This window comes from Rhizobium sp. NFR12 (genome assembly GCF_900108545.1).
In the GTDB taxonomy this organism is placed as follows: Bacteria; Pseudomonadota; Alphaproteobacteria; order Rhizobiales; family Rhizobiaceae; genus Neorhizobium; species Neorhizobium soli.
In genome coordinates this window covers 993,403-1,006,798 of the sequence record NZ_FNWM01000001.1, presented here as the reverse complement: position 1 = coordinate 1,006,798, position 13,396 = coordinate 993,403, and the positions used below count along the sequence as shown (strand labels likewise).

Sequence of the window (13,396 nt, the reverse complement as noted above, 5' to 3'; positions counted from 1 at the left end):
CTGACGATTGGACTTGAAGGAACTCGTCCCCACCATGAAAAAGAACGTACTCATCATCGGCGCCGGTGGCGTCGCCCAGGTCGTGGCGCACAAATGCGCCCAGAACAACGACGTGCTCGGCGATATCCATATCGCCTCCCGCACCAAGTCGAAATGTGACGCCATCATCGCCTCGGTCCACGACAAGAAGGCGATGAAGGTAGAAGGCAAGCTCGAAGCCCACGCGCTCGACGCCCTCGACATCGAAGCCACCAAAGCGCTCATCAAGGCGACCGGCAGCCAGATCGTCATCAATGTCGGCACGGCCTTCCTCAACATGTCGGTGCTGCGCGCCTGCATGGATACCGGCGTCGCCTATATCGACACCGCCATCCACGAAGAGCCGAACAAGATCTGCGAAACCCCGCCGTGGTACGGAAACTACGAGTGGAAGCGTGCGCAGGAATGCGAGGAAAAGGGCATCACTGCCATCCTCGGCGCCGGCTTTGATCCGGGCGTCGTCAACGCCTATGCCCGCCTTGCCAAGGATGACTATCTCGACAAGGTCACCGACGTCGACATCGTCGACATCAATGCCGGCAGCCACGGCAAGTATTTCGCCACCAACTTCGATCCGGAAATCAACTTCCGCGAATTCACCGGTGTCGTCTACGCCTGGCAGGGCGGCGAATGGACCGTCAACAAGATGTTCGAAATCGGCAAGGACTACGACCTGCCGGTCGTCGGCACCCGCCGCGCCTATCTCTGCGGCCATGACGAAGTGCATTCGCTGGCCAAGAACATGGCCGGCGCAGACGTGCGCTTCTGGATGGGCTTTGGCGATCACTACATCAACGTCTTCACCGTCCTGAAGTCGATCGGCCTCCTGTCGGAACAGCCGGTCAAGCTTGCCGACGGTTCCGAAGTCGTGCCGCTCAAGGTCGTCAAGGCCTGCCTCCCCGACCCGTCGTCGCTGGCGCCGGAATACGAAGGCAAGACCTGCATCGGCGATTTCGTGAAGGGCATGAAGGACGGCAAGGAACGCACGGTGTTCATCTACAACGTCGCCGACCACAAGGAAGCCTATAACGAAGTCGGCTCCCAGGGCATCAGCTACACCGCTGGCGTTCCCCCGGTCGCCGCCGCCATGCTGGTGGCATCAGGCGAATGGGATGTGAAGAAGATGGCAAACGTAGAAGAACTGGCGCCAAAACCGTTCCTCAACATCCTCAACAAGATCGGCCTGCAGACCTGCATCCGCGACGAAAACGGCGAACGCGAGCTGCATTTCGACTAAGATCGAAACAGCGTCCGTTCAAGCAACAAAAAAGCCCGCGAGCAATCGCGGGCTTTTCTGTTTGTAACACTGTGAAAACGAGGCTGCCCTCACCATCCAGGAAGGCAGGCTCTCCCGCTCAGCGCCAGGACGTTCCGTCAGCGGACGCGCAGCCATAGGGCGGCGGCACTTCGCCGAATGTGGCGTGCAGCTTGCCGCAGCCCCATTTGTTCAGCGGTCCCGGCAAGCGGCTGTTGATCTCGATACCGACCTCGTCATACGCCGAAGTCGTGTTCGACACGTAGCTATACCAGCGCTGCCCGATAAACCCGGTCGCTGCGATGAGAACAACCAAAACGACCAAAATAATTCTACTCATGAAAATCCCTTACTTTTGAACCTCCTCCGTAAATAGTCAGGCCTGCCACCGCAAGGGTAAGCGCTTGTCTTTTCTAAGGAAAGTGTGACCAGCGGCGGGAAATGCGAAGGGTGGCTTCAGTGGTTCCTGCTCAGCGCTGAACCGCGGCCCGGTCGAATGCCGTGCGATGGCCATCCGGATCGAACGGCGTCTTGAAGTCAAAAGCGAAGGAAGAAGACCCGTGGTCGTGCAGGCGCTCCAGACGTTCGCAGCCCTCCTGCCAGCTGGGAACATGTCCTTCACGGACCCACCACAAGACGTAAGGAGGCCATGTATGCCGGTCGAACCACTGCCGGGCATTCTGCATCGCCTCGATATGGATGGCCGAGTAGGTAAACGCGTAGAGCGCTGTCAGGTCGCGCCACAGGGAGAGGGTCGCCGGAGCCCAGCCGTCTCCATTGTCTATATGGAAACGCGGAAACACCTGAGGGCCCCAACTCTCAGGCCCCTCGTCGCCCTCGTAACCCGACCGAGCGACAAACCCCTCGCTCGTTTCCGCCGCACGAAAATTGAGGTCGTTCCTGTCGTGAAAACCCTGGTTTGCCGGCTCGTCCGCGCGAACCCGGAAATTGTTGAAATTGTAGACGGCCAGGTGATGCATGCGATCCTCGTCTGCTTCCCCTTTGACGGCTTGTCTTTCGTCAAGCTAAGGGAGCCATCGGCAGGCAGCAAGTGGCATGAAATCGCAGTTCTCGCGACATCAGAGGCCTCAGCCAAGACAACGGTCAGAGCCACCGCGAGGCGGTCGTGCGTCTCTATGCTTTCGGCCCGCGTCCCCGGCCCTGTCGCGGCTCCTTCGGCGGAGCCGCATACCCCGGAGGCTTTGTTTTCACCCAGGCAACGAATGTCCGTATCGCCGGGTCTTCAAGGATAGCCTCGATCGTCGAGAACTTCTTGGCGAGCTGGGCATCCGTCAAATTCACATGGATCTGGTCGTGACAGATGCGGTGCAGGCAAACCGTTTCCTTGCCGCCCTTGCTCTTGGGGACAAGATAATGCTTTTCTTGCTGATCCTCCGGGATCACCCGCTCGCACATCGGACAATACACGGGCTCCGGCGCAGCCTCGTCCCACGAAGCCGGTTCGTCTCTGTTCTTGCGGGCCATCGGTCCATCACCTGTTGAGCGCTGCCGGCCCTGCATCTCCATCTGGCTGGATCGATGCAAAGCCCTTCCCCCCAGCAGATATCGCGTCCTGCAACCCGGAGCAATGCCGTTCGAAACAGACCTTGGACGTGGCATCGCCCAAATCCCGCTTCCCACGCAGACCCGCCATCACCCTCACCCGCCCGAAAACCGTTTTCCCTTTCACCCTCCTGCCCTACATAATGCTCGACGGATGCGCTGTGACGCACCCTGTCGATCACCCCTGCAGCGAATGACGCCACCCCCATGACCTTTTTCGAAAGCCTGCTCATCCTGATGCTGGTCGCGATCGTGCTGTTGCAGGTGTCGCGGCGGCTCTCCGTGCCCTATCCGTCGATGCTGGCGCTGGCGGGCGTCGCGGTGGCGCTGGTTCCGGGCGCGCCTTACTTCGCGCTCGATCCGGAGATCGCGCTGGCGCTGTTTATCGCGCCGGCTTTGCTCGATGCCGCCTTCGATTTCCCGCTGAACACCGCCAGGCGCTTCTGGTTGCCGCTTGTGGTCTTTGCGCTGGGCGGCGTCGTCGTCACCACGGCGACGGTCGCGGTCGCCGGCTATGTGATGGCCGGCCTTCCGATTGCGGCTGCCATCGTGCTCGGCGCCATCGTCGCGCCGCCGGATGCCGCCGCCTCCACCGCCGTCCTCTCCACCATGTCGGTGCCGCGCACCACCGATGCCATCCTGCGCGGCGAAAGCCTGTTCAACGATGCGGCAGCACTTCTGATCTTCGGGGCAGCCCTTGCGGTCCAGTCGGCCGGCGGGCTTGATCGCGAGGTAACGACCCATCTCGTTCTTGCCGTTCCCGGCGGCATCCTGCTCGGCTGGGTCGCGGCGCTGGTAATCCGCCGCCTGTCGGCCTACGTAACAGGCACGCTTGGCGGCAATCTCCTGCAATTCGTCCAGACCTTCCTTCTGTGGATCCTCGCCGAACATCTGGAACTGTCTGCGGTGCTCGCCATCGTCACCTTCGCCATGACGATCGCCAGCACCAGCGAAAGCCTGTCGTCGGCGCGCATGCGAGTGCAGTCCTATGCGGTCTGGACGGTCGTCGTCTTCGTCCTCAACGTCGTCGCCTTCCTGCTGATGGGCATGCAGGTGCGCGACATCTATGCGGACATGGAGGTCGGCCATTTCGCCGAAGCTCTGTTGTTTTCCGCCGTGATCGTCGCCATCGTCATCGCCACCCGCTTCGCGCTCTGCCTTGCCTATAACCGCATCGAAGCCTGGCGAGCCCGTCGCGACGGACGCGAGGAACCGGCATCGACCAGGCAGGCGATTCTCGCCTCCTGGTGCGGCATGCGCGGCCTCCTCTCGCTTGCCACGGCCTACGCGCTTCCCGCCGATTTCCCGGAACGCGACATGGTCGTGCTGACCGCCTTCGCCGTCGTCATCGCCACGCTCGTCCTGCAGGGCCTGACGCTGTCACCGCTCATCCGCTGGCTCGGCCTCGACCGGCGCCATACCAGCGCGCAGGAACTGTCTGAGATGCGCCGCCGCGTCGTCAAGGCAGGCATCGGCCGCCTCGACGGCGAGACGGGAACAGAAGCCGAAAAACTGCGCGCGAAGCTCACGATGGAACACCAGGCCTTCGACGACCCGGACCGTGCTGCCTCGATGGACACCTACCGCCGGCTGGTGCTTCTCTTCATCGCCGGACAACGCACCGAACTCGAAAACCTCCGCGCTTCCTACGAGTTGAATGTCGACGAATACAATCTCCTGCTCGAGGAAATCGACTGGCGCGAACTCTCGATCCTCCCCGAAGACGACCGACGGATCGAGGAGATCTGATCAGGGAAAGCGGTGCGGGATCAACGGGCGTTGAACCACCAAAATATCTTGCTCCCGCACCAATCCACAGGCAACGGCGCCGATAGTTTGGCGCCCGCATTCCCCCACACTCCCGCATTCCTGTGCTCGTCACAGGAACCCAGTCAGCCCAAGTCCTTGGGCTGAAAGAACCGTCGTCGCCCTACCGACGCGTCGGCAAAATTCCTGTGGCAATCACAGGAAAGAGGGGAAGATTGCCTCCCCCTCCCATCCCACTCACACCTTCCCGATCACACCCGCGCGCAGAACACATCCAGCGCATCGAGCTTTACGGCACCCGCTTCCAGCTTCGACACAAACCCCGGAAGATCGACCGGCATCACGTCGCCCATCCGCTTGGGCAGCACGAAGTTTTGCGCCTCGCGGGTCAGGTTGAACACGAACAGCAGCTTCTCACCGCCCTTTTCGCGGACGAAGGCGAGCAGGTCCTGGTTGGTCTCGATAAACGTCATGTCGCCGTCGATCAGCGCATGGTGGTTTTTGCGGAAGGCGAAGGTTTCGCGGTAGTGCTGCAGCACCGAATCCGGCATTGCCTCCTGCGCATCCACCGAACGGCTGGCGTGATCGGCCGGAATGGGCAGCCAGGTCTTGGCGCCCTCGCTGAAGCCCGCATGGGCCTTGCCCGCTTCCCACACCATCGGCGTGCGGCATCCGTCGCGGCCCTTGAAGGCCGGCCAGAAGCGGATGCCGTAGGGGTCGCGCAGATCCTCGTAGGTCAGTTCCGCTTCGCTCAGGCCCAGCTCCTCGCCCTGGTAGAGGCAGATCGAACCGCGCAGCACCGAAATCAACGTTGCAGACAATTTGGCGACGCGGTCCTGCTCGGACGGATCCTCGGTAAAGCGGGTAACATGACGAACCACGTCGTGGTTGGAAAACGCCCAGCACACCCAGCCGTTCACCACCGTATCAAGCACGGTCTGCATCACCTTGCGGATATAGGCGGCAGAAAACGCAGGGCCCAGCAGGTCGAACGTGTAGCACATATGCAGCTTGTCGTCGCCGGTCGTATAGAGCGCCAGCGTGTTCAGCGAACGCGGCCCGTCGCCCACTTCGCCGACCGAAGCGCGGTTGTCGTAGCTGTCGAGCAGCGCCCGCAACCGCTTCAGAAAGCCGATATTTTCCGGCTGCGTCTTGTCGTAGAGATGGTTCTGCATCGAATACGGATTGGTATCCGTCTCCATGCCGGCGCCGTCGGTGTCGTAGACCATCGGCGGATTGCTGCGCAGTTGCTTGTCGTGGAAATAGTAGTTCACGGTATCGAGCCTGAAGCCGTCGACGCCACGGTCGAGCCAGAAGCGCACCGTATCCAGCATCGCGTCCTGCACATCGGGATTGTGGAAATTCAGGTCCGGCTGCGAGATCAGGAAGTTGTGCATGTAGTACTGCTTGCGGACACCGTCCCATTCCCAGCCCGGACCGCCGAAGATCGACAGCCAGTTGGTCGGCGCCGTGCCGTCGGGCTTGGGGTCGGCCCAGACATACCAGTCGGCCTTGGGATTGGTGCGGCTGGAGCGGCTTTCGATAAACCACGGATGCCGGTCGGATGTATGCGAAATGACCTGGTCGATGATCACCTTGAGGCCGAGGCGATGCGCCTCTGTCATCATCTCGTCGAAATCGGCAAGCGTGCCGAACATCGGGTCGACATTGCAGTAATCGGAAACGTCATAGCCCATGTCGGCCATCGGCGAGGTGAAAAACGGCGACAGCCAGATCGCATCGACGCCGAGCGAAGCTACATGCGGCAGGCGCTGGGTAATCCCCTTGATATCGCCCAGTCCGTCGCCGGTCGTGTCCTGGAAGGATCGCGGATAGATCTGGTAGATCACCGCACCGCGCCACCAGTTGCCGTCAACCTTGCGAGTGGTGTCCCTCGTGGTCTCCAATACCATTCCACAATGCTCCTTCTTGAAAATCGCTCATCCCAACCTTGGTCCCAAACTAGAGCCATGCCACCAAAAGACAACGCGGAAACGAAGCGCGACACGCTCTTGTCATGGCGGACGCTTCAGCTTATTCGAGCGTCAAACCCATGGGAGGGATGACAATTGGGCGGAAAGCTTCTTTCGATCGGCGAATGCATGGTGGAACTGTCGCAGGCGGGTGAAGGCCTGCTGCGCAAGGGCTTTGCCGGCGATACGTTCAACACGGCCTGGTATGCCCGCGCCTGCCTCTCCAAAGACTGGTCGGTGGACTATCTGACCGCAGTCGGCGACGATCCGATGTCGTCGGATATGCTTGGGATGATGGAGAAAGCCGGCATCGGCACCGGCCTCATCCGCCGCATTCCCGGCAAGACGCCCGGCCTCTACCTGATCACCCTCAAGGATGGCGAGCGCACCTTCAGCTACTGGCGCGACAGCGCTGCCGCGCGAAAGCTCGCAGACGACGCCGAGCACCTGCGCTCGGCAATCGAAACCGCCGACATCATCTATTTCTCCGGCATCACGCTCGGCATCCTGGCACCGGAAGCGGTCGAGACGCTTTTATCGGAACTGCGCCGCGCCAAGGCCGCCGGCAAGACGGTCGCCTTCGATCCGAACCTTCGCCCGCGCCTGTGGGTGAGCCGGGACATCATGCTGAAGACGATCGAGGATGGCGCAAGAGCCGCCACCATCGTTCTCCCAAGCTTCGACGATGAAGCGACTTATTTCGGCGATGCCACGGTGGCCGATACGATCGCCCGCTACCATGGTCTCGGCGTCACGGATGTCGTGGTCAAGAACGGCGCAGAAGGCGCAACCTTCAGCCTGTCGGGCGTGACCGGTCATGCACCGGCCGTCACCACCAGCAAGGTGGTCGACACGACCAGCGCCGGCGACAGTTTCAACGCCGGCTTCCTGTCGAAGTACTTAAGCGCCGCCACACCGCACGAAGCCGCAGCCTACGGCGCCGCAGTCGCCGCCACCGTCATCGGCCATCACGGCGCGCTGATCAGTCCGGAGCTTCTGCCCGGCTGAACCACCGCGACCGGATGTGTCGGCTTGAGCTGGCAGATCCCTTTCGGCTCGCCCACCTTCACGCCAGCCTCGCAACCGTGTTGCGCGGCATCCGTCAGCGCGTCGTAGAGATCGAGCGTCTTACCGAGATGGATCGACCCCAGATGCGAAAAATGCTCGTCGTCGAGGAACAGCGAAACGCCGTCATCCACAACCCGGCAGCTTTTTTCGTCGCAGAGATAATCTTCGAGCGACACGACCGGGAACCGCTTCGAAACGTCCGCCATCAGCCGCTCCACGAGGGCATCATGGGCGCGCTGTTCGTCCCGCTCCATCATGCAGGGCGTGTCTGCAACATCCAGCATGGCGCTTCGCACGACACAGCGGCCGATATCGCGACCATCGCGCGGCGGCGGCGCCATGAACACCGGCCGCAGACCGATCGAGCGCAGCCAGTCGGCAGTCGCCTCGACCTCGGCAAGCATCCGGCCGTAATCCGTCCGCATCGCCTGGCCTTGCGCCGTCATCACCCGGCGATCTGATCTGAGATAGGTCAGGTACTGCGATCCGAGCACGACGGTGCGCAGCGAGGGCGTCTTTGCAAGATAGGCCTTTACCGCCTCGTTGTGACGAATGCAGTCGAGCGGCCATGACGCGGAATCGTTGAGCGGAATGGGCGCGATGCCGGTTGGAAACGCGCAGCTGTTCTTGTGAAGCTGCACCAGTCCCTCGCCCTGATCGGACGGCGTATCGTGCATGGACGCCGCCAGCCCGTCGACCAGATGCATCGCCAGCGAATCGCCCCAGACCGCCATTTCCGGGCCCTGACCGATCGTGCAGACATCCGGCCGAACTTCGCCGTTGCAGATCTTGCCGATGCCGAGGCTCGGCTCCCCCATGGCTGTGAGCACAGGATCGCGGCCCGGAAAGCCCTGCGCGTTGGTGGTCACGATGCCGAGCACCACCAGCACCGCCGCCAAGGACCCGCTGAGGGAAAACACCAAGCGACGGCCGACCTGCGGCTTCCGGAACGGCTGTTCCACCAGAAAATAGCTTGCGATTGCCAGCGCAAACACGAGCGCCACCAGCAGCCCGTAGGACCAGCCCGGCAGCATGTCCATCGAGCGCAGACGGGCAAAGGCGAACACCGGCTGATGCCAGAGATAGAGGCTGTAGCTGATCAGCCCGATCGCCACCAGCGGCCGAAGCGAAAGCAGCCGTCCGGCAAGATTGCCCGGACCGGCAAAGGCGATCACCAGAAGCGTGCCGACGACCGGCGCCAGCGTCACCGGTCCCGGCCATTTCAGCTCGGATGTCAGGAACAGGCAACTGCCGATGATCAGGAGAAGGCCAGCAAGGCCCAGGGCCGATCGGGTCCGCTCAGAGTAACGGGTCGGTATGCCGCCGATCGCCAAAAGCGCGCCTGCGGCAAGTTCCCAGAAACGGGTAAAGGGGAGATAGAAATTCGCGACCGGATCGACCCTTGAAACCGGCCATGCCAGAAACAGGCTGATCAGCGCCAATACCGCCACGATGCGGAAGATCACCTGCCGCGTCTGCTTGCGCACCATCCACAGAAGCACCGGAAACACCAGATAGAACTGCTCTTCCACCGATAGCGACCACGTATGCAGCAGCGGCTTCAGTTCGGTACTGGGCGAAAAATATCCCGTATTGTCCCAGAGCTCGAAGTTGGAAACCATCAGCAGCGAGTGGAACAGGTCCTTGCCGAAATCGTCCAGTTCCGATGGCAGCATCCACAGAGCCGCAAAGGGCAGACAGGCAATGCACACCACAAGCAGCGCCGGCGCGATGCGCCGCACCCGCCGCTCGTAGAAATTGACGATGCTGAAACGGTCTCTCGCCAGGTCGTTGAGAATGATCGCGGTGATCAGGTAGCCGCTAATGACGAAGAACACGTCGACGCCGACAAAGCCACCCGGCATCAATCCGAGACCGGTATGGAAGAGGATGACGGGAACGACGGCGATCGCGCGCAGCCCATCGATTTCTGGTCTGTACTGCATGCCGGGGCTCTACCAATCCCGGCCGCGGAAGTCCATTGCTGAGGGGTGCTGCGAGCAGCGTTCGGCTTCGACAATCAAACGTTGAGAGCGCGTCTTCATCGCCCTGTTACAATATTTTCCGATGAAGGAACGGAAAACATGGTCGGCAGCCGCGAGTCGGTTCCGGCATGGCAACGGGGCCGGGTCAAACCATGACAAGGATTACCATTGTAACCGACGCCTGGTATCCACAGGTCAATGGCGTCGTACGTTCGATCGAAAATACCAACCGCGAACTGGCATGCATGGGCATCAATGTCTCGATGGTGACGCCGCTGGATTTCTCAAGCATCCCCTGCCCGACCTATCCGGAAATCCGCCTTTCGGTCGCAAGCTTCCGCAGCGTCGCCGCGACCATCGAAGGAACCCAGCCATCCGCCGTGCATATCGCCACGGAAGGCCCGCTCGGACTTGCGGCCCGCCGCTGGTGCCTGAAGAACGGCATGCCGTTCTCCACCAGTTATCACACGCGTTTTCCGGAATATGTGGCCGCCCGCTTTCCGGTGCCGATCCGGCTGCTCAACGGCTTCGTCCGCTGGTTCCACAATGCCGGCAACGGCTGCATGGTGGCAACCGCGAGCCTTGAGCGGGAACTGCACAAGCTCGGCGTGAAAAATCTTCTGCGCTGGAGCCGCGGAATCGATCAGACGGTGTTTCACCCGGTGGCACTCGAGGCCAAGCCCTTCGACCTGCCGCGCCCGATCTTCATGACGGTCGGCCGAGTCGCCGTGGAGAAAAACCTGCCCGCCTTTCTCGATCTCGATCTGCCGGGCTCCAAGGTGGTGATCGGCGACGGCCCCGCCCGCGCCGACCTTCAACGGCGCTACCCACATGTGCTTTTCACGGGAATGAAAACGGGAGAAGACCTGGCACGCGCCTACGCCCAGGCCGACGTGTTCGTCTTCCCGTCCAGAACCGATACGTTCGGCAACACCATTCTCGAGGCGCTGGCAAGCGGCGTCCCGGTCGCGGCCTATCCGGTCATGGGTCCGATCGACATCATCGAACAGGGCTCAGGCGCCGGCGCCCTCAACGAAGACCTGCGGCTTGCCTGCCTGGAAGCACTGACGTGTCGGCGCGAGGACGCAAGTCGCCTTGCCCGCCGCTACACCTGGGAAGCCGCCTCGAAACAGTTTCTCGGCAACGTGCTCAAGGTACAGGGCGTCAAGGCGCTGACTGCGCGATAACCGGATATTGATGCTGTGGCCGGAGTTCTATGCGCTAGCCTGCATGTCGAACCGGCACGTCCCGCTGATGCCTATCCGCGCCAGATGAAATAGCCGATACCACCAGCACCAAGACCCACGGCAGTCAGCAGACCGAGTACGATCATGAAAAACCTCCCAAAAGGCCGCCCAACGCCCTCCACAGCACCGGGTCGACAAGAAGGAGTGGATCATAAAGACGAACCGAATGCAAGCAGAGCGCGAAACGCCTGAGCGGTCGCTGCGTTCAGCCCACGTTCCGGCTTATATTTCAACCATTTGGCGAAACCGCTCGTGCTGCTGATGATCGACGTTCTGCACTAAACGCGATCATCGAGCAGGTTTATCGCTTCTTGCGGCGGTTTTCGAACGGGTTCTCGCCCGCCTTGAAGTGAATGCGAATCGGCACGCCCGGGATCTGGAAATCGGCGCGCAGGCCGTTGGTCAGATAGCGGATGTAGCTTTCCGGCAGGGCATCGGGACGCGTGCAGGAAATCATGAAGGCCGGCGGGCGGGCCTTGACCTGCGTCATGTATTTGAGCTTCAGGCGACGGCCCGAAACGGCCGGTGGCGGATGCTGAACCTGCGTGCCTTCCAGCCAGCGATTGAGCTTGGCCGTCGAGATGCGCTTGTTCCACACCATGTCGGTGTCGATGATGCTCTGCATCAGCTTGTCGAGCGAATAACCGGTCTGGCCGGAAATCGGCACGGCGCGGATACCGCGCGCCTGCGGCAGCAGCCGCTCGGTCTTTTCGCGCAGCTCGGCCAGCACCGCCTGCGGTTCTTCGACGAGGTCCCACTTGTTGAAGGCGAGCACGGCGGCGCGTCCTTCGCGCAGCACCAGATCGACCAGCTGCAGGTCCTGCTTTTCAAACGGAATGGTCGCATCGAAAACGATCACGACCGTCTCGGCAAAGCGGATCGACCGCAGCGCGTCGGCGACGGACAGCTTTTCGAGCTTCTCCTGGACGCGGGCCTTTTTGCGCATGCCGGCCGTGTCGAACATCTTGATCGTGCGGCCGCGCCACTCCCAGTCGACGGAAATGCTGTCGCGGGTAATGCCCGCTTCCGGGCCGGTCAGCAGCCTGTCTTCACCCAGAAAGCGATTGATCAGCGTCGACTTGCCGGCATTCGGACGGCCGATAATGGCTACCCGCAGCGGCTTCGTATCGTCATAGGCAGGCTCGAACTCGTCGTCGGCCTCTTCGCCCAGCACGCTGTCGCGCACGTCGATATCCGTCTCGGCCTCGTCGTCGTCGCCTTCCGGAAACGCCCGGTCTTCGCCGATCGCCTCGACGATCGCGTCGCGCAGATCGATCATGCCCTGGCCGTGTTCGGCAGAAATCGGCACCGGCTCGCCGAGACCCAGCGTATAGGCATCGTAGAAGCCGCCGTCGGAACCCTTGGCTTCGGATTTGTTGGCCACCAGCACGACCGGCTTGCCGCTGCGGCGCAACAGTTCGCCGAACGTCTTGTCGAGCGGTGTCAGACCGAATTTCGCATCGACCACGAACAGCGTCAGGTCGGCATCCTCGATGGCGAGCTCGGTCTGGGCCCGCATGCGGCCCTCGAGCGTATCGGGACCGACCTCTTCGAGACCGGCCGTATCGATGATGATGAACCGGAGGTCGATCAGCTTGGCATCGCCCGGGCGGCGGTCACGGGTAACGCCCGGCGTATCGTCGACGAGCGCGAGCTTCTTGCCGACCAGCCGGTTGAAGAGCGTGGACTTGCCGACATTCGGGCGTCCTACGATGGCGACGGTGAAGCTCATAGTCGTTCCTTGCTGCCCTGTGGCGAAAAATCAGGGCGCCTTGCCGGATGCGGCGATGTTGTCGAGCATGATCTGGGCGCGGTTGGCAACGTTGCGCGGCGCACTGGCATCCTCGGCGATCCGCTGGAACCAGGTCTTGGCTTCCGCCATGTTGCCGGCCTTGTAGGCGGCAAGACCCAATGCTTCGCGGGCGGAATTGGCAAGCGTCTGGCCCTGGTTGGCCATGGCCTGCGCCTGTGCAGACACCTGATCGTAGGTGCCGGCGTCAATCAGCAGCCATGCGGCGCGCAGTTTTGCGAGATCGCGGATTGCGGCCGGCGCTGAAGTGTCGCCGCCGATCGCTGTAAAGGTGGAGATGGCTGCCCCGGTATCGCCCTTGGCGGCCTGAACCGAGCCTGCACGCATCTTGGCGAGAACCGGATAGGCGCCGGAGCCATCCTTTTCGATCGCGGAGAGTGCCGCCAGCGCTTCGTCGTTCTTGCCCTTCGAGGCAAGATCAAGCGCCGCGATGAACCGGTCACCCGACTGCGACGAACCGTGGTTTTCCCAGTATTCGTACCCGCGCCAGCCGGCCGTGCCGAGGACGACGAGAACGGCAACGCCGATCAGGATACGGCTGTAGCGCTTCCACACATACTGCAACTGGTCGGAACGAAGTTCTTCGTTGACCTCACGGAAAAAGCTGTCGTCGTTCTGCGCCATGATCACTCCGGCCTTGCTGGGGCCCCATCCATCTAAAGAGCGCCTAATAGCTTATTTTGCTAAGG

The 13,396-nt window shown here is 61.8% G+C and carries 11 protein-coding genes; 4 read left to right on the top strand and 7 right to left on the bottom strand.

Annotated features, from left to right (window positions below; translation table 11 throughout):
- Positions 1-34: 34 nt before the first annotated feature.
- Positions 35-1,276 carry a saccharopine dehydrogenase family protein gene (locus BLW69_RS04870; protein WP_092660286.1) on the top strand — a complete coding sequence of 414 codons (1,242 nt, stop codon included), beginning with the start codon at positions 35-37 and terminating at the stop codon, positions 1,274-1,276.
- A gap of 118 nt (positions 1,277-1,394) precedes the next feature.
- On the opposite strand, the gene BLW69_RS04865 is transcribed toward BLW69_RS04870, so the two are convergent.
- From BLW69_RS04865 to BLW69_RS04855, 3 genes are all read right to left on the bottom strand, one after another.
- On the bottom strand, positions 1,395-1,634 hold the full coding sequence (locus BLW69_RS04865; RefSeq protein ID WP_092660285.1) for a hypothetical protein: 240 nt from the start codon (positions 1,632-1,634) through the stop codon (positions 1,395-1,397).
- 130 nt (positions 1,635-1,764) lie between these two features.
- Positions 1,765-2,274 carry a DUF3291 domain-containing protein gene (locus BLW69_RS04860; protein WP_092660283.1) on the bottom strand — a complete coding sequence of 170 codons (510 nt, stop codon included), beginning with the start codon at positions 2,272-2,274 and terminating at the stop codon, positions 1,765-1,767.
- A gap of 154 nt (positions 2,275-2,428) precedes the next feature.
- Positions 2,429-2,779, bottom strand: coding sequence for a restriction endonuclease (locus BLW69_RS04855; protein WP_092661059.1), 351 nt, complete (start codon positions 2,777-2,779; stop codon positions 2,429-2,431).
- A 285-nt stretch (positions 2,780-3,064) separates the two neighbouring features.
- On the opposite strand from BLW69_RS04855, the gene BLW69_RS04850 reads away from it, so the two are divergent.
- Complete coding sequence (locus BLW69_RS04850) at positions 3,065-4,606, top strand: cation:proton antiporter (protein WP_092660281.1); 1,542 nt, start codon at positions 3,065-3,067, stop codon at positions 4,604-4,606.
- A gap of 269 nt (positions 4,607-4,875) precedes the next feature.
- On the opposite strand, the gene BLW69_RS04845 is transcribed toward BLW69_RS04850, so the two are convergent.
- Complete coding sequence (locus BLW69_RS04845; protein WP_092660279.1) at positions 4,876-6,537, bottom strand: beta-galactosidase BglA; 1,662 nt, start codon at positions 6,535-6,537, stop codon at positions 4,876-4,878.
- 156 nt (positions 6,538-6,693) lie between these two features.
- Between BLW69_RS04845 and BLW69_RS04840 the strand changes: the two genes are divergently transcribed.
- The gene (locus BLW69_RS04840) at positions 6,694-7,605 is read left to right on the top strand and encodes a sugar kinase (RefSeq protein WP_092660277.1); all 912 of its coding nucleotides are present in this window, start codon (positions 6,694-6,696) and stop codon (positions 7,603-7,605) included.
- On the opposite strand, the gene BLW69_RS04835 is transcribed toward BLW69_RS04840, so the two are convergent.
- Positions 7,566-9,611: an acyltransferase family protein gene (locus BLW69_RS04835; protein ID WP_092660275.1), complete on the bottom strand. Its 2,046-nt coding sequence runs from the start codon at positions 9,609-9,611 to the stop codon at positions 7,566-7,568. The genes BLW69_RS04840 and BLW69_RS04835 overlap by 40 nt on opposite strands.
- A gap of 191 nt (positions 9,612-9,802) precedes the next feature.
- On the opposite strand from BLW69_RS04835, the gene BLW69_RS04830 reads away from it, so the two are divergent.
- Positions 9,803-10,837 carry a glycosyltransferase family 4 protein gene (locus BLW69_RS04830; RefSeq protein WP_082476315.1) on the top strand — a complete coding sequence of 345 codons (1,035 nt, stop codon included), beginning with the start codon at positions 9,803-9,805 and terminating at the stop codon, positions 10,835-10,837.
- Between the two features lie 361 nt (positions 10,838-11,198).
- Here BLW69_RS04830 and der read toward each other — a convergent pair whose 3' ends face one another.
- Together der and BLW69_RS04820 are read right to left on the bottom strand one after the other, a co-directional pair.
- Entirely contained in the window at positions 11,199-12,629 is a 1,431-nt protein-coding gene (der, locus tag BLW69_RS04825) for a ribosome biogenesis GTPase Der (protein WP_062455575.1), read from the bottom strand.
- A 30-nt stretch (positions 12,630-12,659) separates the two neighbouring features.
- A complete protein-coding gene (locus BLW69_RS04820; RefSeq protein WP_062455572.1) occupies positions 12,660-13,331 on the bottom strand; it encodes a tetratricopeptide repeat protein in 672 nt (223 codons plus the stop codon).
- Positions 13,332-13,396 lie beyond the last annotated feature (65 nt).